Source organism: Spiroplasma sp. SV19 (assembly GCF_030060925.1).
Taxonomy (GTDB): Bacteria; Bacillota_I; Bacilli_A; order Mycoplasmatales; family Mycoplasmataceae; genus Spiroplasma.
In genome coordinates this window covers 55,977-79,323 of sequence record NZ_CP045455.1, presented here as the reverse complement: position 1 = coordinate 79,323, position 23,347 = coordinate 55,977, and the positions used below count along the sequence as shown (strand labels likewise).

The 23,347-nt window shown below is 27.1% G+C and carries 27 protein-coding genes and 1 pseudogene; 3 read left to right on the top strand and 25 right to left on the bottom strand.

Going from position 1 to position 23,347, the window contains the following annotated elements; all coding sequences use genetic code 4:
- Positions 1–34: 34 nt before the first annotated feature.
- The 8 genes from E7Y35_RS00390 to E7Y35_RS00355 all read right to left on the bottom strand — a co-directional run bounded on the left by E7Y35_RS00390 (position 35) and on the right by E7Y35_RS00355 (position 8,350).
- Positions 35–613 (bottom strand): hypothetical protein, encoded by a 579-nt coding sequence (locus E7Y35_RS00390; RefSeq protein WP_283272364.1) that lies wholly within the window; start codon positions 611–613, stop codon positions 35–37.
- Entirely contained in the window at positions 614–1,336 is a 723-nt protein-coding gene (locus E7Y35_RS00385; protein ID WP_283272363.1) for a hypothetical protein, read from the bottom strand.
- A gap of 122 nt (positions 1,337–1,458) precedes the next feature.
- On the bottom strand, positions 1,459–1,947 hold the full coding sequence (locus tag E7Y35_RS00380; RefSeq protein WP_283271753.1) for a hypothetical protein: 489 nt from the start codon (positions 1,945–1,947) through the stop codon (positions 1,459–1,461).
- 409 nt (positions 1,948–2,356) lie between these two features.
- On the bottom strand, positions 2,357–2,923 hold the full coding sequence (locus tag E7Y35_RS00375; protein WP_283272362.1) for a hypothetical protein: 567 nt from the start codon (positions 2,921–2,923) through the stop codon (positions 2,357–2,359).
- Positions 2,924–2,927: 4 nt separating this feature from the next.
- On the bottom strand, positions 2,928–4,034 hold the full coding sequence (locus E7Y35_RS00370; protein WP_283272361.1) for a hypothetical protein: 1,107 nt from the start codon (positions 4,032–4,034) through the stop codon (positions 2,928–2,930).
- 100 nt (positions 4,035–4,134) lie between these two features.
- On the bottom strand, positions 4,135–6,222 hold the full coding sequence (locus tag E7Y35_RS00365) for a type IV secretory system conjugative DNA transfer family protein (protein ID WP_283272360.1): 2,088 nt from the start codon (positions 6,220–6,222) through the stop codon (positions 4,135–4,137).
- A 166-nt stretch (positions 6,223–6,388) separates the two neighbouring features.
- On the bottom strand, positions 6,389–6,682 hold the full coding sequence (locus tag E7Y35_RS00360; RefSeq protein ID WP_283272359.1) for a hypothetical protein: 294 nt from the start codon (positions 6,680–6,682) through the stop codon (positions 6,389–6,391).
- A gap of 129 nt (positions 6,683–6,811) precedes the next feature.
- Positions 6,812–8,350 carry a two-component regulator propeller domain-containing protein gene (locus tag E7Y35_RS00355; protein WP_283272358.1) on the bottom strand — a complete coding sequence of 513 codons (1,539 nt, stop codon included), beginning with the start codon at positions 8,348–8,350 and terminating at the stop codon, positions 6,812–6,814.
- 257 nt (positions 8,351–8,607) lie between these two features.
- Between E7Y35_RS00355 and E7Y35_RS00350 the strand changes: the two genes are divergently transcribed.
- A complete protein-coding gene (locus E7Y35_RS00350) occupies positions 8,608–8,826 on the top strand; it encodes a hypothetical protein (RefSeq protein WP_283272357.1) in 219 nt (72 codons plus the stop codon).
- Here the strand turns inward: E7Y35_RS00350 and E7Y35_RS00345 are convergent.
- From E7Y35_RS00345 to topA, 11 genes are all read right to left on the bottom strand, one after another.
- Positions 8,823–9,083 carry a hypothetical protein gene (locus tag E7Y35_RS00345; RefSeq protein ID WP_283272356.1) on the bottom strand — a complete coding sequence of 87 codons (261 nt, stop codon included), beginning with the start codon at positions 9,081–9,083 and terminating at the stop codon, positions 8,823–8,825. The two genes, E7Y35_RS00350 and E7Y35_RS00345, sit on opposite strands and share 4 nt — an antisense overlap.
- 3 nt (positions 9,084–9,086) lie before the next feature.
- Positions 9,087–9,380 carry a nucleoside triphosphate pyrophosphohydrolase family protein gene (locus tag E7Y35_RS00340; RefSeq protein WP_283272355.1) on the bottom strand — a complete coding sequence of 98 codons (294 nt, stop codon included), beginning with the start codon at positions 9,378–9,380 and terminating at the stop codon, positions 9,087–9,089.
- A 21-nt stretch (positions 9,381–9,401) separates the two neighbouring features.
- Positions 9,402–9,728: a hypothetical protein gene (locus E7Y35_RS00335; protein ID WP_283272354.1), complete on the bottom strand. Its 327-nt coding sequence runs from the start codon at positions 9,726–9,728 to the stop codon at positions 9,402–9,404.
- Positions 9,729–9,985: 257 nt separating this feature from the next.
- The gene (locus E7Y35_RS00330) at positions 9,986–10,444 is read right to left on the bottom strand and encodes a hypothetical protein (protein ID WP_283272353.1); all 459 of its coding nucleotides are present in this window, start codon (positions 10,442–10,444) and stop codon (positions 9,986–9,988) included.
- Positions 10,445–10,459: 15 nt separating this feature from the next.
- Positions 10,460–12,235 (bottom strand): DNA cytosine methyltransferase, encoded by a 1,776-nt coding sequence (locus E7Y35_RS00325; protein ID WP_283272352.1) that lies wholly within the window; start codon positions 12,233–12,235, stop codon positions 10,460–10,462.
- Positions 12,226–12,762 (bottom strand): hypothetical protein, encoded by a 537-nt coding sequence (locus tag E7Y35_RS00320; protein ID WP_283272351.1) that lies wholly within the window; start codon positions 12,760–12,762, stop codon positions 12,226–12,228. The genes E7Y35_RS00325 and E7Y35_RS00320 overlap by 10 nt, the downstream gene beginning before the upstream one ends.
- Complete coding sequence (locus tag E7Y35_RS00315) at positions 12,752–14,056, bottom strand: DNA-methyltransferase (protein ID WP_283272350.1); 1,305 nt, start codon at positions 14,054–14,056, stop codon at positions 12,752–12,754. Before E7Y35_RS00315 ends, E7Y35_RS00320 begins: the two co-directional genes overlap by 11 nt.
- Before the next feature lie 14 nt (positions 14,057–14,070).
- The gene (locus E7Y35_RS00310) at positions 14,071–14,853 is read right to left on the bottom strand and encodes a DNA adenine methylase (RefSeq protein WP_283272349.1); all 783 of its coding nucleotides are present in this window, start codon (positions 14,851–14,853) and stop codon (positions 14,071–14,073) included.
- Positions 14,854–14,864: 11 nt separating this feature from the next.
- Entirely contained in the window at positions 14,865–15,041 is a 177-nt protein-coding gene (locus E7Y35_RS00305; RefSeq protein ID WP_283272348.1) for a hypothetical protein, read from the bottom strand.
- Between the two features lie 411 nt (positions 15,042–15,452).
- Positions 15,453–15,590, bottom strand: a complete 138-nt coding sequence (locus tag E7Y35_RS00300) for a hypothetical protein (protein WP_283272347.1) — start codon at positions 15,588–15,590, stop codon at positions 15,453–15,455.
- A gap of 157 nt (positions 15,591–15,747) precedes the next feature.
- Complete coding sequence (gene topA, locus E7Y35_RS00295) at positions 15,748–17,538, bottom strand: type I DNA topoisomerase (RefSeq protein WP_283272346.1); 1,791 nt, start codon at positions 17,536–17,538, stop codon at positions 15,748–15,750.
- 56 nt (positions 17,539–17,594) lie between these two features.
- Between topA and E7Y35_RS00290 the strand changes: the two genes are divergently transcribed.
- Together E7Y35_RS00290 and E7Y35_RS00285 are read left to right on the top strand one after the other, a co-directional pair.
- Complete coding sequence (locus E7Y35_RS00290) at positions 17,595–17,828, top strand: hypothetical protein (RefSeq protein ID WP_283272345.1); 234 nt, start codon at positions 17,595–17,597, stop codon at positions 17,826–17,828.
- Between the two features lie 49 nt (positions 17,829–17,877).
- On the top strand, positions 17,878–18,069 hold the full coding sequence (locus tag E7Y35_RS00285; protein ID WP_283272344.1) for a hypothetical protein: 192 nt from the start codon (positions 17,878–17,880) through the stop codon (positions 18,067–18,069).
- Between the two features lie 201 nt (positions 18,070–18,270).
- On the opposite strand, the gene E7Y35_RS00280 is transcribed toward E7Y35_RS00285, so the two are convergent.
- The 6 genes and pseudogenes from E7Y35_RS00280 to E7Y35_RS00255 all read right to left on the bottom strand — a co-directional run bounded on the left by E7Y35_RS00280 (position 18,271) and on the right by E7Y35_RS00255 (position 23,338).
- The gene (locus tag E7Y35_RS00280) at positions 18,271–18,720 is read right to left on the bottom strand and encodes a hypothetical protein (protein ID WP_283272978.1); all 450 of its coding nucleotides are present in this window, start codon (positions 18,718–18,720) and stop codon (positions 18,271–18,273) included.
- Entirely contained in the window at positions 18,677–19,132 is a 456-nt protein-coding gene (locus tag E7Y35_RS00275) for a hypothetical protein (RefSeq protein WP_283272343.1), read from the bottom strand. Before E7Y35_RS00275 ends, E7Y35_RS00280 begins: the two co-directional genes overlap by 44 nt.
- A gap of 110 nt (positions 19,133–19,242) precedes the next feature.
- Positions 19,243–19,773, bottom strand: coding sequence for a hypothetical protein (locus tag E7Y35_RS00270; protein WP_283272342.1), 531 nt, complete (start codon positions 19,771–19,773; stop codon positions 19,243–19,245).
- Between the two features lie 1,340 nt (positions 19,774–21,113).
- A complete protein-coding gene (gene pyrE / locus E7Y35_RS00265) occupies positions 21,114–21,722 on the bottom strand; it encodes an orotate phosphoribosyltransferase (RefSeq protein ID WP_283272341.1) in 609 nt (202 codons plus the stop codon).
- A 1-nt stretch (position 21,723) separates the two neighbouring features.
- The gene (pyrF, locus tag E7Y35_RS00260) at positions 21,724–22,419 is read right to left on the bottom strand and encodes an orotidine-5'-phosphate decarboxylase (RefSeq protein WP_283272340.1); all 696 of its coding nucleotides are present in this window, start codon (positions 22,417–22,419) and stop codon (positions 21,724–21,726) included.
- Positions 22,412–23,338, bottom strand: a pseudogene (locus E7Y35_RS00255) (dihydroorotate dehydrogenase). The gene pyrF and the pseudogene E7Y35_RS00255 overlap by 8 nt, the downstream one beginning before the upstream one ends.
- Positions 23,339–23,347: the final 9 nt, after the last annotated feature.

The following is a 23,347-nucleotide window of genomic DNA, read 5'->3' as shown; positions in this document are numbered from 1 at the left end:
AAAAAGATAATAAGAAATAATATTATCTTTTTTATTAAATATATCTACCTATAATATTTGGATAAATGCCATTTATGTTTTTATTTAAATTATAAGGCTTATCTAACTTAACTAAACTAATTTGACAGTTAATTAAACGAAATACTTCACTTAACTGGTTTAGTCGTAACTCTTGTTCTGAATAATCTAATGTTGTAATATTAAAACCCTTAATTTCAATTGCACCAACAAATCATTTTTTACCACCCTCTAAAATTGAAGTTTCCAAACATGTTTCATGTAACTTACCATAAGGCATTAAAAGTGATGTATTATTATTTTTACTATCAATTGTAAACTTTTTCTTTTTCGCTAAAAAAATGAAACCACGAATAATAATCATATAAATTCGACCATTATATTTCTCAGAATTAATTAATGACAACATTAAAAACATAAAAATTGTAACACCAATGATGATTCGTACTAAAGTACTAAAAACAGTTAAATTATATCCAATAACAAATGAAATGATTGCATAACCAACCGCAAAAGCTAAATCTAAAAGGGAAAAATTATCTTTTAATTTTAACTTTTGTTTTTTCAACTGTGGCGGAATAATACTTTGATTCATTTATTCAATTTCCATTTCATCATCTTGGCTTACTTCAATTGCTAATTTGTTTTGTAAATCAATAATTTCAGATTGTTGTGCTTTAACTTGCTGTTCTAAATGTTGAATCTTTTTATGGGTTTTTGCTAACTCATTTTGATAATATGGTAATTCTTCAAATGCTTTGTTAAGTATATTAAAACTTTTGTGATCAAGTGTAATTGTATTATCACTTGCAACATATTTTTGATTAAATTGATCTAACAAATTTTCTGATGCCTTATATGCTTCATTAATATTTTGATCAATCCCTTTAACTAAACTATTAGCTTGATAGTTATAGTCAATATTTTCTAATTGATCTAATGAATAAAAATTAAACTCATTTCTTTTTCGATATTTTTGTAATTTAAAATGCTCAATAATAATTTTCTTATGATTGGATGTAATATTAATATAACCATTTTGATTTTTAAATGGTCTTTTTAAATGAGAATTATAAATTCTGACTAAATTATTAGGCAATAACTTATTAGTTTTTTTATTTTTTAACAAATCATTAATTATTAACTCACCATCTATTTGATTATTTTTATATGAAGTTGTTGCTAATAATCCATAAGTTTGATAAGGATTATGACCTTGTCCTAATGCAATAAAAGCTCGTGGTTTTCGTTTTCCTGTTTGATCTAAATCACCTGGATTTTGCACCTCATAAACTCTCCATGTTTGTATTTTTTTCATTTTCTTCCTCGTTTCTATTGTTTTTTACTATTTGTATGATATTATTTACTTATCTTAGTGTTATGAATTTTTTTCATAAGATGAGAGCTATTCCCACTTGCTAGACGAGTGGGCTTTTATTTTTATAGTTCTAACTCTTCATCTTCCAATTCATAATCTTCACTATAATTAAAAGCACCTGTTTCTTTACTATAACCAAATGTCTCTGTAAAACCCATATTAGGTTCTTTAGAATAACATTTAAAATCAATATTATATTTCTCAGCTAAATTTTGCGCATTTTGTATAAAGGTACTATCCATTTGTCCTGTTCAAGACCAAGCAGCTTCGCCACATACTTCAATAGTAATCATTTTTGTTGTATCTTCTAAAAAATCAGCAAAAATTTCATTACTATATAAAAATGCTCTTGCTGAATTAAATGTTGGATCTGTAATATGTCCTAATTTTTCTTCTGCCGCAATATTTAATAATCGCCCATTCGGTGATATTTTAATACCATTTTCAATTTCTTCAATTTTAATATCATTACTTAATCAATTTTTTAAAAATTGAACTAAATCTTGTTTTAGACCTTTTATATTAAATTCTCCCATTGCTCAATTTGGCATATATCTGCATTTCTCCATAATTTTTATTTTGTCATATACCAATATAAAAAACACATGTCAGACATTTAAAAATGTCTGACATGTGTCATTGGTCATCTACAGAAATATTATACCCCATATTCTTCCAAAATTACGTAGTAATTTCAGAAGCAGTATAAGGAGCATGCGCACACATCAATTTTATACGGTGTGTACCATAAAAATTGAGTGCGCTTTTGCTCATCAAGAGGGCGTAAATGTGCGCGCTAACAGCAAAAAAATACGGTGTTGACCGCATTTTTTGAGCGCCCAAAAGTGCGCGCCCTTTTTTACCCCCTCTTCCTCGGACAGCCGAGGATTATTTCCCTAATTTATAAATAAAGCAAATATAAAAACTTCTTTAAAAATAAAGAAGTCTTGTTCTAAAAAATTAGTTATTAAATTTATCTAACCGTTCTTTTCATAAAATTATCATTTCTTTTAAATCATCTAAAAAGACAATCTCATTTTTTTCTTCTAAATGTTTTTTTAAACTATAGTCATATTTAAATCCGGCACCAGTTGCGTTTTTTCTACCAGCGCCTCTTTGGTGGGTTTCTAAAAAATTAATTTCACTATATAAAATACCTTTAATAAATATTTTATTAGGTGCTATATCTAAAAATATTAATAAATCATAATTTGCAGTATTATGAACTGCTTCATGTTGAAATCTATTATTAACATCTAATGTTGCAGTTTTAACCTCAACTCGATAATTTTCTAATTTAATATCTCAATCCTTGTTTTTATCATTATCGTTACTAGCTTTGAATCCACTTTTCTTAAATGCATTTACTAAAAATCTTTGACCAAAACTTCCTCTAGCATCAATAGAAAGCTCTTTAATTTTATAATATAAGTCACTTGCGTTAAACTTTGGAGGTTTTTTAAGATTTTTTATGGTTTCATCATATATTTCATCAAAAAAAGTAGTTATAGAAATTTTATTATTCATTTTATTATTTAACCTCCATATCGTAAAAACCTGCATCAGTTATAATTTTTGTTATTAAACTCATACGTAAATTTAATGCACAATTTGTTGATAAAAATGCAACATTTTCTCAATTAGTATTTACTATTATTGTTTTTATATCTCTTTTATTTTTTAAAATTTTAATACCATAACCTCTTTTATTTGGTAATTCACTAAAAGATTTATATACTTTCATCCCTTTAAAACAAGTACTTGGCAAATAAATATCACATTTATCAATCATTTCTTTATTTCTTGTACTTCCAGGGGTACCCCCATCTGATAAAGAATAAATTTTTATAAAACTATTAGCAGTTTTAAATTTAACTTTTTTTATTAAATGCGTATTGATTTTTGTTCAAATTTGAAAATAAGTTGATACTTTAACTTTTTTACCATTAGGATACTCAAACGATTCTAATGGCAGTTTCTCCGAATGCATTAGTTCATAACCTTCTACTCTTTTTTTTGGACTTCCTTTTCCATCAGAGTCAAATAAAGGTGGTAATATAAATGCCACAATATCAGCAAATTCATAAGAATGGTTAATAAAGCGTAATGCTAAATTCCCTCTTAGACCAAATGGCGGATTACCTAAAACTATATATTTTTTATTCTTTTTAGGGAAAAAATCTAAATAATTTGAAACTATATATTTTTCATTAATATTTGGATTAATCTCAATACCTATTCTTTTGTTTTTTGGCATAACATTATAAAAACTGCCAGCTCCAGCAGATGGTTCTATAAAATTATAGTTATTTATATCTAACTCTAATTCTTTTAGTTTATTAATTAAAACATTAAAACAATATTTAGCTGTTTTAGTAGTAGTATAAAATTCGTCATATTTTCTTTCATTTGTTAAATCACTACTTTTTATTCTAACTAAATCAACATTTGAATAATTAAATTCAATTTTAGCAATTAACTTAGATAAATCAAGATCATAATTTTTAGGTATAGATTTTTGTTGTTCTCAACGTTTAATTGTACCCTTATGTACGCTTAATTCATTAACAAGATTTTCTAAACCAATCATATTTTTTATAACAAGAAATGCCTCATATGATGATATAGTTTTTTCCATTACTTTCACCTCAAAATATATTTTATATGTTTTTAATACTGAGCACAATACTTTTAATAAAAATGTTTATATAATTTTATTTTACACATAAAAACAAGATTTATTTTAAATCTTGTTTGTTTTTTGCCACGATTAAGTTTTTGGTTTGTTCTTTATTTAATTTTGTTTTAATATTGCGATATTTTTCAACAATTTCACGTTCTTCTGGTGTACGATCAAGCGGTGATTTAGTTAAAAGATTATTAATATTTGGAATATTGATTTCATTTTTTGCTTCAGTAATTTCTCGTTTAGTTTCTTGTTCAATTAAAGCATCATATTTAGAATCAAATTTACCAGGGATATATGAAAATAAATCAAAATAATAATCTGTTAAAAAATTAACGGTATTAATTGTTTTTGGTTTTTGTTCTTTTCCCAAATTAAATTCCTTAGCAAATTTTCAACTAGATTCCATATAAACTTTAGCCGGGTTTTCTCTTGCTGAGAAAACAACACCATATGGATTTTTCAATTTAAATAAATCACTCGCTTTAATTAACTCCATCCCTTCTAAACGAGTTTGGGGTGGATTTTTAATTATTTTTTTTGTTTTTGGATCACGAGAAGTTGAATAAGTTATTACTTCAACGGTTTGAATTCCTAACATTTCACTATATTCTTTTGCTGTCGTAATTTCGCCACTTGAAATATAAATGTTTAAACTACAGTTGGATTTAATCACACTACCATCTTCTTGGCCATACTTTTTATATAGTTGTTTAAAATCTTGTAAAATAATTAAAAAATACATTCCCCGACTTCGCGCCACTGTAACAAACCCTTGAAAATTCGGAATTGTTGGCATATTTCCAAATTCATCTAAATAAAACTGAATATCGCGTGGTAAGCGCTTATTTTTGTTTTCGTTAGCAATCGCAACATTTGCTTTATATAATTGTGTTACTAATAAACTGGCAAAAATATGTCGATTTGTTTTTTCATCAGGAACAATTAGAAACAAAGCTTTTGGCTTTTCGGTAAAGCGAAATAAATCAATGTCATTTTTACAAACAATCGATTGAATTCCAATATCTTGATAAATTTGTAAGCCTTTATCTAACGTTGAAAAGATTGACCCCTGCTCTTTGTCACCTGTTCCTAAGGCGTTTGCCCCAACTATTCGAGCAAAAGATTTTATTGGCAACTTACTAAACCATGTTTTTAAGCGTTTACGATCGCTACATAAAACAGCAATTGTTGGTAAATTAAACATTTCTAATGGTAAAGCATCTAAATCATTATCTAATAATTCTAACATTCCGAGCATTACACATTTAGCAACACTACCGGCCATTGCTGAAAAATGATCATTTTCATGTCCTTTTAATGGTCAAATTGTTGTGATTAAATCATTAATTTCATCAATTGCTTTATCCCGATACTCTAATTGCAATGCTTCACAAAACTTGTTTGCTTTAACTTCATCATAAAATCACATCTTCTCAAAGACAATTACTTTATTACTAACATTATTGAAGCAGTTATCACAAGATTGTTCATCATGCTCATAGCATTGGTAATTATCTAACTTTATTTTTAAATTCGCAATTGAATTAAATGTAATCAATCTAATTTGTTGTTCAATCGTAACTGCATCATAATAATATTTATAAGCAATGGCCAATGGATTTCATGACGAAGAGGATTTAGCATCACGTAAATCAAGCGTTAAAACTTCATAGCCATTTGCCGCTAATGGTTTTGATAAATTACTATATAACTCACCTTTTGGATCCGTAAAAACCATACACGGTTTTTGATCATATTCTACTTTTGAATTATAAATCGCACTGGGCATTACTACTTTTTGCGACTTTCCACTATTTGTTGCTCCTAAAACTAAAGAATGAGTATTAGATTTGGTATTAAAAATAAAATTATTTTTTTCTTTAACAAAGCGAACTACTCATCCCGGTATATTTATTTCCAAATTGGCAGGATATAATTCGTTAAAAGCAGTAACATTGCCTTTTTTCTCTAATTCATCTACGATTCATTTCGCTGTTCCATATTCAGTAGAATTGCTGTCTTTAACTTGCACTTTCCGATATTCTTTTAAACATAGAATTCATAAAATCATTCCTGTTCAAAATAGTAATGTTGATACTAAACTTAAGACAACAATAAATAATATATTTGATTGCATAAAAATTCACAAAAATTGAAAATACTTTAAAAACTTAAATCCCTCCATTTTAAATACTTTAAAACAAGGAATTAAAATAATTACTAAGGTAAGAAAAAATGGAAAGATAATTAAGCCATATGTTAAATGTTCCTTTCGAATTTTAGTTCAAAATTGTTTTTTTTCATTAAGAAACATAAACTAAGACCCCAAAAAGAATGGTTCCAACAGTTGCTAATGATAAAACAACAAGATTAAATATTAATCGCATTCTAATTTCCTTTTTCGCTTTTAAAGTATCATCATCATTTAATTTTGAAATTTCAGTTAATTGTTCATTTTTGTTTTTTAGTCATTTGCCAAGATATTTTGATCAAATGCGTCGACAAGTTTTATCTCATTTAACAAAAACAATAATCTCATAAATTAGTAACATAATTGATAAACAACATAATGCTGACATTCCTGTTTGTAAACTCATTTACCCCTCCTTAAATCTTAATTTGTCATATACCAATATAAAAAACACATCGGTACACAAAAACATGAAACCGATGTGTCATTGGTCATCTACATAACCATTATACTACATATTTATAAAATTATTATCTTAATTAATTACAGCAATTCGTCACACACGCGAATTCTCAGTACCCACATACAACAAACCATCAGACGACAACACCATCGAAGAAATTAAACTTTCATCCAAATAAGCAACCTTCATTAGCTTCTTTCCATCAGAAGCAAGCCACCACACATTCAAATTCCCAGTACCCATATATAACGAATTATCAGAGGACAACACCATTGAATGAATGCCACCATCAGACAAACGAACAAACTTCGTCATCACTCGATCAACAGCAACCCGCCACACATTCGAATTAGCAGTACCCACATATAACATACCATTAGACAAGAGAACAATAGAATGAATAAAACTATCATCCAAACTAACAAACTTCATTAACGTCTTCTCATCAACAGCAACCCGCCACACATTCGAATTATAAGTACCTACATACAACAAACCATCAGACGACAACACCATCGAAGAAATTTCATCATCCTTCAAACTAACAAACTTCGTCACCACCCGATCAGCAGCAATTCGTCACACATTTGAATTATCAGTACCCACATACAATGAACCATCAGAGGAACGCACCATCGAACGAATGGAACCATCAGACAAACTAACAATCTTTTTATGTGTTCGCAAAGTAACTTTAATCGGCACTGTATATCCAGTAATTAGCTTACTTGCAAACTTTGCTGTAATGACAATTCAAACCTCAGCAACATTACCACTAACTAAATTAACCGGCTGATATCGTCCTTCATTTTCATCAGCATACAAATCATAGGAATAATCATCATTTAATTTTGCTTTATCATTAATTTCCTTAACAACCGTTTGCACAACCACATCATAAACTCGTCGAATATCGCTTTCCGTCACTTTGGCTGGAGTTGGTACTACTAGCAATTCTGGACCATCTAATGTTTTAATATTAGCAATACTGACTTTTCTTTCTTCTAAAACAGGATAAGTTACACGATGCGAGTACACGTACAATTGTCATCCCCCAACACCAACCACTATAAAAAGCAACATTAAAACAACACCTAACAAAACCAAAATTCTTGTTATTTTCTGATGACGTTGTTTCAATCTTACAGATGTTGTTGTTAAACCCTGGATAATTTGTTTTTGATTAGCATTCAACTGGGCAATTGCTTGTGTTACATCGTGACTATCATCATTAATCATCATTTCATTGTTTTGTTGCAACGCTACTGGCGTTAATTGTTGTTCAAAATTAATTGTTTGTTTTTGAACAGCAGTTAAAACACTTGATGGTAATTTAATTATTCCAGCTTGTAACAACTGTTTTGCATCATAATTTAAATAATTTAAATCACGATGAAGAAAAAAACCATATAGTTCATTATCATGTTTAATTAAAGAAAATGGCAAAACATCAGGTGCAACAGTTATTTTTTCATCAATTATAATTTGATAAAATTCAACGGTTTTTAACATTTCCGGATTTCTTCTCTTAATTGTTAACATTATTTTTTGAAAAATATTTTTACACTTTTCACACAACTTATTATAGTTTAAAATAACTTTATCATTCATTTTTTTGCCTCTTTTCAATTAGTAAAATAATGCTAATTCGCTTGCCTAATTGTTGTTTAAAAAATTCATTCTGCCTATGATATTGTAATAAATAATAGTTTTATGGCTAACTTATATTTTATAAAAAAAAAAAAAAAAAAAAAAAAGTGGCCCTAATAATCAAAATTACAAATTATTGCCCCCTTACTAAAAGGGATGTGTACCCTTAAATGAGGACAGAAAAAAAGATAAAATACTATTTAGAAGGAGTTTACACAATGGCACAAAAAGGACAAAAATTTAATAAATATGATCAAGACTTAAAAAATCAAATTATACAAGATTTCTATCTTAGTCATCATTCATACAAACTAATATCAATAAAATATTCGATTCCAATTGGAACATTAGCAACATGAATTAGTCATTCAAAACAAACAGATTACTTAAAAGATGAAAATGTGTCTAATAAGACAGTAAAAACTATTAATAATTAGTTAAAATTAATTATTTTCTGTAAAATTTCATATTCATAATGCTTGAACAAAGTATTTCTAACTCACCAATAATGTTTTCGTTCTAATTCTGTATCATTAACTCATGATAGAATTTCTTGATTCTTTTTTTCCTTTTCAATTGCAACATTTATTTTATAAAATGCATCTAAAATTTGTTTTTTTGAATAATGGCGAAAAAGAGTATTTTTTATTCATCAATAATGTTTATGCTCTAATTTATTATTTAAATTTACCATAACTTAATTACTCTCCTTCTTTACTTTTTGGGTTAATTCTTGATCAATAATATTCAATGTTCTTTTAATTTTATTAAACATTATTGCTTCTATTTCTTGACTGTTAAATTCAAACAACATTTTTAACTGTTCTAACATAATATAACAATCAGCCATTTCTTCTTTAATTTGCTTTTTATTTGCTTTTCCTTTGCTGTTTTTGCATAACTCTTTAATTAATTCTGAAAATTCTTCAATAGCTTGTATAACTTGCTTTTTTTGATAATGCAAAACAATTGGTTCTAATAATTTGTTCATATTCATTATTTCCTTTCTACTTTATTTAAATTTAGTTAATTCATGTAAATATCATAATTCTTTAGTATGACATCGTTTACAAAAACCACATTTAAAACAGTAATTTACATTTCCTAACTTCATTATTAAAATTACATATATTCCAAAAATAGCTAATAAAACTAAATCTAAAGCCAATAATATAAATATATTAAATTTAAATGTAACATAAAGAACTGAAACAGTACTAATTAATAGATTTGTTAAAAACATACCTGAAAGAATAAAACTTAAATAATATTTATCAAAAATTTTAATAATTTTATGTTTATCTATTCGTTGATTATGTTGTTTATATATTTCTTTCATTTATGTTATTTTCTCCACTTCATCATATTGAGTCTTATTTTTTATTGTGCTTTTGTTATTTTCTTTAAACTTTTTACGATATTTTTTAGGCGGTATAAAAAGAAAATCAAATATCATAAATAATGCAAGAAAATTAATGCTCATTAGTGGAATTCCTAACCCAATATAAATAAAAATCTGAATTCATATAGCAGGTTGAAAATTAATAAAAATATAGATATAGGGGAAATCTAATACAGCAGTAATTACAAGAATGATTAATTTCAATATAAAAGCACCGAATCATGAACTAAAAACTTATCTATTTTTTTATTACTATTCTGTCTTGTTTCTCATTTTTTAGTTAATTTTTTTGCTTCAGAATTAATTTTTGAATCAGCTAATTGATAATCAAATGGAACTAATTCTTGTTTATTTATATTATTATTAAGGCAAGGTTTTAAATTACCATATAATTTATTTGTTCAATTAGTAAAAATTGCATTAGTAATTATTCCTGTTGAAGATGCCATTATTAATCAAATTATCCCTATCGTGAATAATGCTCAACTTGGAATTAGATAATAAATAATGCTTAGAATGGGTACAAAAATAATCAATAAAATAATTGGAATTAATAACAAATAACATCATGCAATGATTGTTAATAAAATTTTAAGGTGGGTTTTATCTTTGTTTTTTTCACATCATTTATAAAATTTTGATTTCTTTTTCATTTTAATTCTCCTTAGTTAATTTAAAAGCTCTTTAAAAATTGCCTCTAAAACTTGAATTACAATCGCATTTCCTGCTAAAAAATACATTTTAGATTTTGGTAATTTAACTTTATTAATATCTTCATCTTGTCATCCCATTAACCGCCAGTATTCAATATGCGATAGATGTCTAATTGCATATAATTTATTTTCAATATTAAAGATGGCAATATTATTCTTAACACAAAATTCAATAGTTAATTCATTATCAAGTTCTTTTGCAATTTTTTGACTTCATCCATGATTTTCGGTTAAAGTTGGTGTAATGCCATCTTCATTTACAACAGTATCTACTTGCGAATAATTTTGATGGGGAATTTTAATTCTACCTTGATTATTAAAATTTTTTAAAGAAATCAGAAAAGCAATTTTAGAACTTTTTAAATTCGTCGTTAATGTATCAATAAAAGTTTTGTAATTTGAACTATCATAAACTCTTGATTCTTGATTATAATTATTTTCAATATTAATTTCTGTTTTCCCGCGATCATTAAAATTATTAACCTTGATAGGTACTAAAATATTTTGAATTTTACTTGCAGGTAAAGTCCCAATTATTTTTTCATATTTTCAATACCGATTATATGCCCCATTCGCATTATCGATTGCCTTAGCTTTCCCATCTAATTCCCGCGGGAATTGCCAATAATTAGAATATTCCTCAAACTCCAATGGTACTAACACTTTTACATTAGGGGAAGTAGTTAACGTTGAAGCAGTTGTAACCCCTATTTTATTATTTGAGTGGACATTAGATATTGGAATCGTAACTTTCCCTTCCTTATTTATTTTGCCAATTGGTCTTGGTGATCCATCTGACATTTTATACTCTTTCGTCTTGTCAATTTCATAAATTGATACTAACACTTGGGCTGGCGATTTATAATCTCTTGCACATAACGTTCTAACTTCGTTTAAAGCAATATCATTAGCACTTTTAAAATTAGTTAAGGGGATTAAAACCTTTGTTTGATTATTATGTGCTTGTAAAGGTGCTGTAACATTTTTTCCAACTTTATTATCAGATTGCCGACCACTTAATGGTAAATAACAAAACCCGTTATCATTAAATTCTCACTCTGTTGTTTTATAATATCCTTTTTCAATCGCTTTAGCTAATTTATCTTTAGTAAATCATAACTTAATATCGGTTTCATTAATACTATGCAAAAAACTTTTTAATGGTTTACAATTAATTGTTTTCAAATTATCTCAATCAAAATTATTTTCTTGATTGTTTTTAATTGAAATAACAAATACTCGCTCGCGACTCTGCGGAATCCCAAAAGCTTTTGAATTTAAAACTTTTCAAGTTGATTTATATCCTAATTCTTCCAGTTTAGTTAGATAATAATCAAAATATGGTTTAAATTTTTTAGATATTAAATTTTTAACATTCTCTCAAATGATATATTTTGGCCTTATCTTAAAAGGCAAATCTTGAATCAGACGTAATACTTCCATATATAAGATACTACGTCCTTTACTAATATCTTGTTTACCAGCATTAGAAAAATCCGTGCAAGGTGACCCATGAGCAAAAACATCAACCGTTCAATCATATTCTTTAATATCTTTTGTAATTTGGTCATTATTATGCAAAGCATTGTATGCATCAACTGCATATTTCCATCATTCAATATAGTCTCTTGTTTCAACTTCAAAACCAACATTTTCTAATGCTTTGCGAAAAGTGCCAATTCCACCAAAGGCTTCGATTAATTTAATCTTTTTCTTTTCTGTTAAATTCATTGAACTTGGCCACCATTTAAACTTAATTTATATGTAATTCAGACACAACCTTGATTAAAAGATCCTGTGCATCCTTTGAATTTAATCCGTTTTTTAAAAATTAGAATCTGTAAATCATCTTTAAATTTCTCAAATAAATTAGCTCTGACAGGTGTTTCTAAGGTCCTCAAAGGTAATAACATCGCAAATGGAATATCTAAATTAAATAATCGTTTTAAGATTTCATTTTGAATACTAAATGGTGGATTAGAAATAATTAAATCACAATTATTCGGTGGTGGTGTAATAAAGAAATCATTTTGCAAATCATCAAAAATATGCGTTGCCTTGAAATTCGATAAATTATTGTTTAAAGCTTCTTGACGAAATTCTGATTCTAAATGATTAAATGGTAACCAAATATTTCGATATTGTTTAATATTGATGCGATTGTACATATCTTGGACAACTCATTTTGGGGTTTCAATATGATTTTTATCTTTGATTTTTCATTCCAATGATGTAATTTTAAATTCTTTAGTCTTCATTTAATACTGACTCCAATGCTAATTGTGTATAAGATTTTTGCTCTATATTCCTTAGTGCTAAATTTTTTAATTCAGATTCCTTATTTATTTGATAATTCATTACATATTCAATTCTTTTCGATGCAATTGTAAAATATTCTTCTGAAAGTTCATAACCAATAAAACTATAATTCATATCTTTAATCCTATTAATGAATGCAACAGCTTTTCCTGTTGAACCAGAACCTAAGAATGGATCTAAAATAATGGCATTCTTAGGAGCAAATAAACTAATTAAATGTGTCATCAATTTCATTGGTTTTACTGTTATATGAGTATTTTTACGTTTATTTAGACCATCAGATTTCTCTAACCCTTCTTCGCGGTCAATTAAAGACGCTTTAGCACAATAGAAAAAACGGGAAGCACTACCACTATCTCCAATAGTTTCAATATTATTATTAATATTATATTTACCATAAATCCCTATTTTTGAACCACTCATAGTAATATTATGGATATTACTATTCATATAGCCACTCTTTGTATTAGGAAATAATTTTAAAACATCTTCAGAACCATCATGAATAAAATTACTTGGAAATCTACCCTTTAAATTTGGATTTATAGCATCAAGGTTCTTATACCCATATCCTTCTGTTCTTTGGCCTGTTCTTCCTCCGATGACTGGTGTTTCATTTCCATAACTAATTCTATTATCATCAATATTCATTGCTCCAATTCCTCATTTTAATAAATTATTTGCATAATTTTTATCCAATGGTTTTTGAGCAAGAATTATTGGTTCATAGGCTGGTTTTAAATTTAATGTCTTTCATCCCTTTCATTTTTTAGCTAATTCAGTAATTGGTTCATATTCTTGAATATTAATGCCCTTTTTTAACATTTTGCCATTATACTTAAATTTACTTGCAAATGATGTTTCTCTACCACGATGAGGCACTTGTGCTATTTTTTTATCAATAATCATGGAAACATCCTGTGCTTTTGGAAAACCTGAGCCATATACTCAACTAATAGTATCTCTTAAAATAAAGCCGGCATCTTCAATTGCACAAGCAACTCTATGATATTTAGTTGGATGGCCAAATACGAGTAAAATTCCACCCGGTTTTAAAACTCTTAACATTTCAATTCATGTTGCAATGTTAAATACAATTTTAGTTTTATCTCATTTTTTATTCATCATACCAATTTCATATGGCGGATCAGTACATATAATATCAATTGAATTACTATCTAAATCTTTGATCATATCCAAACAATTTCCAACTTCTAAAATAAAATTATTCATTTTACACCTCATTCCTAGTAATTAGTTATTATTATTTCTTGACCAATCTTTGGTTTACGATTATGACAGTTAGTAGAACTGTATCCTCACTCAAACTCAGAAATATTAAATTCTTTAAACAAATCTTTAATAAATTCAGAATTATCAATACTTAAAATTCACTTTCCTTTAATTTTTAATATATTGTCTTTTAACTCTTGAAAATCAATTTTCGAATGTTTATATGGTTTTCCTTTGTTGTAATAATATGGTGGGTCTAAATACCAGACAATATTTTCATCATTACCATATCTATTAATAATCTCTTTGTAGTCTGAATTAAAAAACTTAATATTATATTTAGGATTAACCAATAATTCTCTAACATTTTCAACTCTTATTAATTTATTAATATTAAAATTTTGTTGTAGCCTCTTATCTGTTCAAACACCTCATTCTTTACTATTGAAAGTTAAAGCATTTTTCATCAAAAACTCTTCACCTTGATTTGAACAAGAAACATCTAACATTTTTGCTTTCATTTCACTAATGGTTTTTGAATTAGGATAGGCTAATTTTTGTAAATAATCTAATTCAATTAAATGGATTCCTTTTTGTCAAAAATAAATTAAATCACTGTATAAATCATTGAAAATTACTTTTGTACATAACTGTTGATCTAACACATTTAAACCAACTGAAGCACCGCCACAAAATAGATCAATAAACATATCAAATTTACCCGGTAAAAATGCTTTTATTTTATTAAAGTGTTTAGCTTTTCCGCCAGGTCAAGATAAAGGACTAATAAATCGCATAAAGAATAATCCTAACAATTTCTAAAGAAAAAATATTTATTTTCTTCATCTTCTTCACCATATTTAGTTTTATAAACATTTTTACACATTCTTTTGTATTCATTTCAAGAAATATCATAGTGAATATTTTCATCATAATTTGCTAATGCGTCTTTCATTCACCAATAAAATACATAATCACTATCCATTTTATATCAAGCTCTGACTTCATGAATATCAAATTGGTTTTTAAATTCATAAATAAAATCCTCTGAATATTTAGAATACTCTTCATTTTCTCAATCATATTTAAAATTATTATTATAATAAATAATAAGATCATTTATTCTTTGCTCAATTAAATATTCTTTTTTAGTTCATTTTTATAATCATCATTTTTTCCCCATAAAATATCAGGATATGAATATAAGAAGTCTAAGTACTTCCTTGTTTCACTAAATCAAATAAATTTAGATTCTTCCATTGCTTCTATTTCTTTTTTAAATAATTTTTTAAATTTACTTTATAATTTTCATCAATACGTAATTTAAATTTTTCTTCCTCTCAATTTTTTTTTGAATTCTTCATTAACTCGTTCATAAATCTTATCATTTATTAAACTATATCGTCCTTTCAAAAGGATTCTTTTTTAATATTATTTCACCATCATTTAATAAAAAAATATCTTTATATTTTTTTACTATTTGGCATGTAATTATCATTTTTCTTTTATCTAAAATTAAACTATGATTTGCCATTAAATCACTCCTCTGCATTCTTTACATTTATAGAATTTATTCATTGCTAATCATTCAGATTTTGTAATTTTAAACTCTTTATCACATCTAATACAGTCAATGAGAATAACACCATTAATACAAGCTTTGGGTTTTGAATAATCTTTTTTTGTCATATTTAGCTCACGATGTTTTTACAATCTGGATAATTATTACAAGCTTTAAACAAATTTCCTTTATAACTTTTCTGTTGAATAATATAACCTATCTGACATTTACTGCATTTTATAGAATCTTTAAAAATAACATTTGTGGCATTACTATAATCTAAAATAAAATTCTTATAAAATAATTTTAAATATTCCGTTTTATTAATTTTATTATCAGCAATATGATCTAAGATGTCTTCCATTTCCGAAGTATATTTTTCATTAATAATGTTTGCAAAATATTTTTGTAAAATAGTATAGGCTTTTATCCCATTATCGGTAGGAACAATACTTTTTTTCTCAAATTTGATGTACTCTCTATTAATCAAAGTTTTCATAACAGTTGCATAGGTTGAAGGGCGTCCTACTCCTTCTATTTCTAATTTCTTAATTAAATTTGGTTCAGTGTATCTAGCGTTAGGTTTTGTAAAATTTTGTTCTGCTAATCATTTTGTAGTTAAATTTAGGATTTGGCCAACTTGAAATTGATAATCAAAACTATCTAAAGCTATTTCTTGGAGATCATAATAACTAGTAAAAGTATATTTTTTATAATCCATTTTACAGATATAACCATTATTCTCAAAAAGAACTTGGTATTTTTTCCCCACTTCGTTTGCCATTAAAGCAAATAACGTATTATTATAAATTAATTCATATAGCATAAATTCACTATGATTGCCAATTTCTCTTTTAGTTTGCTCAACTGTTAACGTAATATTTGTTGGGCGGATTGCTTCATGGGCATCTTGAGCATTTTCTCCTAATTTCTTTGTTTTATAACTGCCAACATACTCTTTGCCATAATTATTTTCAATATATTCATATGTATCTAAAATAAAATCATCATTTATTCGAACGGAATCAGTTCTTGGATATGTAATATAACCCGTTTCAAATAAATGCTGTAGTAAACTTGTTGTTTTTTCACTTGGGAAATTTAACATTACACTAGCATATTGTAAAATACTTGATGTTGTAAAAGGAGTGTATCTATTTTTGCTAAAATTTTCTATCATAATTTCTTTTACAACCAATTTATTTGATAACTCATTTAATATTTGATTTGCTAATGTTTTTGAATTAATTACTTTTTCTTTCACAATTTCTTGTTTTGCTTTATTTAAAAATAATTTGATATCATTACCATTTTGATATTCTTGTTTAATTGTCCAATATTCTAACTTGTTATGTTCTTTTCGCTCTAATTCACGTTCAACAACTAATTTTAATGCTACCGATTGTACACGCCCTGCTGATTTTAAATTAACTGCTTTTTGTAACAACCCAGATAATTTAAAACCCATTATCCGGTCAATCATTTGGCGGGCTTGTTGGGCATTAACCAAACTATAATTTATCGCACTTTGTTTTGCAAAAGCTTCCTTAACTGCTTTCTCCGTAATTTCATTAAATGTTAAACGAACTGCTTTATTTTTACAGTTTAATTGTTCTTGTAAATGCCAAGCAATTGCTTCGCCTTCGCGGTCAGGGTCAGTCGCTAAAATAACCTTATCAACTTTTTTCGATAGTTCATGTAATTGTTTAACTGTATCTTTTTTAGTTTCTAATAAATTATAAACGGGGGTCATTGTTTCTAAATCAATTCCTAATGCATATTTTTGATTCTTAATAGCTAACTCAGTTATATGTCCCATCGAAGCTTTTACAATAAAATTATGGTTAGGAAAGGCTTGTTCCAAATAAGCTTTAACTTTTGTTATTTTGTTTGGCGATTCTAAAACTACTAAATACTTCAATTTAGCACCTTCTTTCTATCTGATTGCTATAATTTATATATGAAAGGAAATTGTATATGCCAATAGATTATTCAAATGATATGTGAAATAGAATTTTAATTTATTTTAAAAATAAACCACTCGGTAGAATATTACAAAATTTTATAGACGGTTCATTTAGAGATTTTTATAATGATAAATATCTCAGAACAAATAATGAAATTATTTTATTTTATTTTCTAATTAGAAATAACAAAGATGAATTTCATGATGTAAATCAGCATAATTCTAATATTTTAATAAAAATATAAATGATAAAAATAAACGCGGAGTTTTTATACCAAAGATAATAAGGAATTTATGAGTTTAGATTTACTTAAAAATAAAGTTAATAATTTTAATGAAAATAGAAGAATTAAAATTATTTTTTATGGTTACAATACAGTTGCATTATTAAAACTTAAAAAATATGAAAAACGATTATTTTTAGTAGCAGATTTAAATAAGTTAGATCAATTTGAAAAATATATAAGCTCTTGACTAGGAATCTAGGTGAACAAACAAGCAACTGTTTTGTATCTGACATTTTTTTGAACAAACTTGTCTATTTATTTTAATACCTTCATAGGTATCAAATTTATCAAATATTGGTACTTTAATCCAATATTTTTTAATTTCTATACTTTTATTACAAACAAAACATGATTTTCAAATTTCTCTATTTATTTTTAGAAACCTTTTTTTAGTCATATATTAGTTTATTCCTCCTCTTACAAATTGATCATCTTTATTTGATAATAAAACTTGTAATTCTTTTGCTTGTTGTAAATATTGCTTACTATTATTTTTTTTAAGACTTTCAAAAGCTTCATAAAGTTTTTTGCCATTGATGGGAATTATTTCTTCAACCCCTTTTTCTGTATAAATAATTTGTTCATAATCTTTATTAAAAAGACAAGCTGTCGCAAAATACCCGATTGGGCAATACTCATGGTTAGGATTATTTTCACCAACGCCCAAGCATGTTTCATCAAATTTACAAGGTCACTTTTTACTAACTCGAAATCATTCCCGTGATCATCAAATCACAGCTTGGGGATTAACTGGGGATTGTACCGCAAAAGCTGTTTTCTTTTCAGTTCATTTTATTAAATAACGCTTATTTAGAAAAACTTGTTCCTTGATTTGTTCCAAGATATACACCATCCTTTCAACAATCTGGTTCATCAATATGTTTTAAATCTTCTAACAACTTTTGTATATCAATATCTTCATCATTATTTATTGTGGTTAACTCTTGGTGACTATTATTTGTTTTTTTATTTAACTTACTAATAAAAGCCGCAATTATTTCTGAACCATTAATGTAATCAACCATTGTAGTCAAATCATCTTTGTTAAAAACTGGATATAAGTTTTGTGAAATTCCAACCTTAAAGCAATTAATAAAAGCTTCATCGTTATATACTCAACTCTTTTGCACATAAAATACTTTATTATCGGTATTTGGAATATTAATAAAATAACCTAATAGTTTATTTTGATTGTTTTTATCATATATTTTTGAATGTATTTCAGATGTTAAAATATATAAATCCGTTATATTCTTTGCCATTTTATTTTGATTTCCTTTCTACCATAATTAACTAAGGTTTATTTTTCTTATTTGTTTCAATTAAGAATCTATTATCTGAGCGCTGTTTTTTCTTTTTATGTAACTGCTTTTTACTCAATTTTTTTCAAGATTTCTTCATTAGCATGTTCTCCTTCCGGTAAGTTATCGATTTTTGCCAAGGCATCACTCTTCACTATTCACTCGTACATATGGAAACTATTACTATCTAGTCTCGTTTCTGCATCCTGAAATTCTTTCGGACTTCGACAGTTTTCACAAATAAATTGTCCTGGTAACTTTTCAATATCACTATATGGACATGCTTTAAAAAAATCTGCTTTAGATAATTGAGATTTTGATTGTTGATATTCTTTATTAGATAATTCAATATATTTAACATTAACTTTATTAAACTTATCAAATCAATACCTTTCTGTTGAAACATAATTGCCAATTATTTTATCTTGTGTTGCAATTAACTCATCTTTTTCTGTTATTTCTTGTTCACAAATTTTTAGTGCTCGATATAACATTGAATTTAAACACACGCAGTTTTGAATATCATCTGCTGTACAAACTCCATCTTCACAATAATGTTTATCGACATATTCTTTTAATCGTTCTTTAACTGTTTTCTTCACCTTTTATTTCTCCTTTCAAAATCACTGTATTGCATTCTCAGTGTTGTATTCATTGAGAATAATCATTGATTTTTTTAACCGCCTCTCCTCATTGTTTTTTAAGCAATCTCTAAATCTTTGTTTTAATCAATGATGTGTCTGCAAAATTAATTAATTTTACGCACTTAAAATAACTTTTCATAACTAACTTGTTTTTTCTCTTAGTTTTAAAAGCTAAATGTTATGTAATTAAGTTGCGCGCTTGATATGATTTTGACAAATAAGTTTTGATATTTTAATAAAATTTGAAATAAGTCTGTAGATTGACTTTTGACACATTATTTAATTATATTTAAGTTATGTATAATATTTGTGTAGATGACCAATGACACATGTCAGACATTTAAAAATGTCTGACATGTGTTTTTTATATTGGTATATGACAAATTATTTTGAAATGAGGTGAAATATTTATGAATACTTGGTTTATTGATATTTTAATTGTTTTGATTATGTTCTACCAAACATACTTAACAATTTTAATAATTCTGATTCCATATATAATGTAATAACTTTTACTAAGATAGTTAACAACCATTAACTATCTTTTCATTTGTCACAATACCTTTTCTGATCATTTACATTTATTTTTCTTGCAATGAAATAATCTTTATCCCCTTTTATCGCTTCCTTTCACCAAACACATATGCATAACTCTTGAGACTAATCGCTAATTATATTATCAACAACTATTTAGAAAGGAGGCTCTCGTAGGGTTTAGAGAACTTTTTATACGAAGTTTGACTAATCCCAAGAATTATGCATATGTGTTCCTAAATAAGTAAAAAAGACTGATTTTTCAGTCTTTTTGTTGATTGTTATAAAATTAGTCTTGGTTCCAATTATTTCATCCTATCTTGTAAAATATTGTTTAGCGCAGATTATTATAATAAGTGCAAGTTTATATATAATAAATATGAATTATAAACATTTTTTCATAAAAGAATGAACATTACTTGAAAGTTATAAAATTCAAAGATGAAAAAATCGTGAATGTGACCTAACGGTTAAATTGGAATTCCTTCAGTTGGAACAAATTAAAACGCTGTAAAGTTAACAAATACATTGTAAAACAAACAATATTACATTATAAATATCAACTTTAAAAATCCAACAATTATGAAATATGTTAAATCATTAGTATTGGATAATTGTTCCGAATTTACCGTGTGAGAAAAATTTGAACAAATTATTCGCATTCCAGTTTGCTTTACAACAGGTTTAAAATGTTTAGTCTTTATTTTGATTTAGGAAAACTTGCACTTAAGTTGACAATCTACCCTAGATCTTTTGAGATTTTGCTACTGGTTTAACTGTTCATGAAACTGTTGTAACATTATTTGTTGTTCACTTGTTAAAATATCGGTATTAGCAATTAATGTATCAAAATTAGTTAAAATATATAATGGAATTTGTAATCTATTAAATTTGGTTATCGCTTTTTGTAATTGATAACTAAAAATCGCTAAGACGGCAACAACTTCCATTCCTGCTTGCTGCAATGTTTTAACAACTTCAAGCACTGACCCACCCGTTGAAATCAAGTCTTCAATCACAATTACGCGTTGACCGTGTTGATAAACACCTTCAATTTGATTTTGTTTACCATGCCCTTTTTTACTACTACGAACATATCCAAATGGTAATTGCAATAAATGCCCCAGCAAAGTAGCGTGTGGAATTCCTGCTGTGGCGGTGCCAAAAATATTTTCAATCTTAATTCCTGCTAATTTAGAATGAATAATATGAGCAAATTCCTGAGCAATTGCCCATCGCAACTGTGGATAACCCATAATTAACCGATTATCAATGTAAACTGGCGATTTAATGCCTGATGCTCATGTATATAGTGTCGTTGTATTAATATTAATTGCTTTAATATTAACTAATTCAGTAATAATTTTTTTCATTTTATATTTCTGCTCCTTTTGTAAAAATCGTTAAAATCTCTTGATAAGCTGCAACAGGATCAACTGCCATTGTAATTGCTCGCCCTACGACTAAATAGTCGGCTCCTAATTTTTTTGCTGTTAAGGGGGTTGCAACTCGTTTTTGGTCTGTTTGATCTGATGTTAATTGAATTCCTGGTGTTACTGTCTTTAAATTTGGAAAATGTTGTTTAATAACTGTTACTTCTGATGGTGCACAAATAACCCCATAAAAACAATTATTAGCAGCCATTTTAGCTAAATTTTTAACTAGCTCATTTGTTGTCAATGTTGATGATAAAAACATTTCTTGTACATCCATATTATCTAAGCTAGTTAAGACTGTGACACCCAATAATTTAATGTTAGTATTTTGAACAATCCTATGGGCTAATTGTAACGTTTTTTGGCCACTTGTTAAATGAATTGTTACAAAATCAACTTGATAATGTTTTAATGCAGTTAATGCTTTTTCAACTGTAATAGGAATATCATTTAATTTTAAATCTAAAAAGATAGTATGACCTTGTTGTTTCAGCTCCGAAATAATTTCAAAACCAATAGCATAAATTAATTCCATTCCCAATTTCAATGCTAATGGTTGTGGGGGAAATTTTGCTAAAAAAGCTGTTAACTGTTCGCGTGAATTAAAATCACAAGCAATAAAAACTTTATTCATCTTCTCCCTCCTTTTGGTGAGCAACTCCAATAATCTCACTAATATTATTTAACTGATGCTGTTGGCAATATTCTAATAGTCCTGTTTTAATCTCTGTTACTAAATTAGGATTTGAAAATAAACTAGTTCCAACAGCAACCACCCGCGCACCAGCCATTAAAAATTCTAAAACATCATTTGTTGAACTAACACCACCCATCCCAATAATTGGAATGTTAACAACACTAGCAACCTCATAAACCATGCGAACCGCAATTGGTTTAATACAAGGACCACTCAAACCACCAATAATATTCCCTAAGGTTGGTTTTTTTGTCTTAAGATCAATTTGCATTGCCGGAATTGTATTAATTAAACTAATCGCATCAGCTCGTTCTTCTTGGCAAATAAGAGCAAAACGCTTAATATCAGTAACTGATGGTGATAATTTAACAATTAATTTCTTTTTTGTTAAAACCTGACGTACTCGTTTTACAATTTCTCGTGTAATAACGGGGTCAGTACCAAATAAAATTCCCCCCTCTTTTACATTTGGACAAGAAATATTTAATTCAACAAAAGCAATAACTGAAATATCGTTAATTACTTTTGCTAACATTTCATATTCTTCAATTGTTTTACCATTTAAATTAACAACAATTGGAATTTGAAAAGCTTGAAAAGTTGGAACAATTTTTGTCTGAAATTATTTTAAGCCCGGATTTTCTAATCCAATTGAATTAATAATGCCCCCCGTCACTTCAGCTAAACGTGGGGAAGCATTTCCTGGTCTTGGTTCTAATGTAATCCCTTTTGTTGTTAACATTCCCAATTCACTTACATCAAAAAAATCTCGATAACATTCACCATAGCCAAAGGTACCACTTGCGGTTGTTAATGGGGAATTTAAGTTATACCCTAAAAACTCTGTTTTTAACATCTTTGTCAT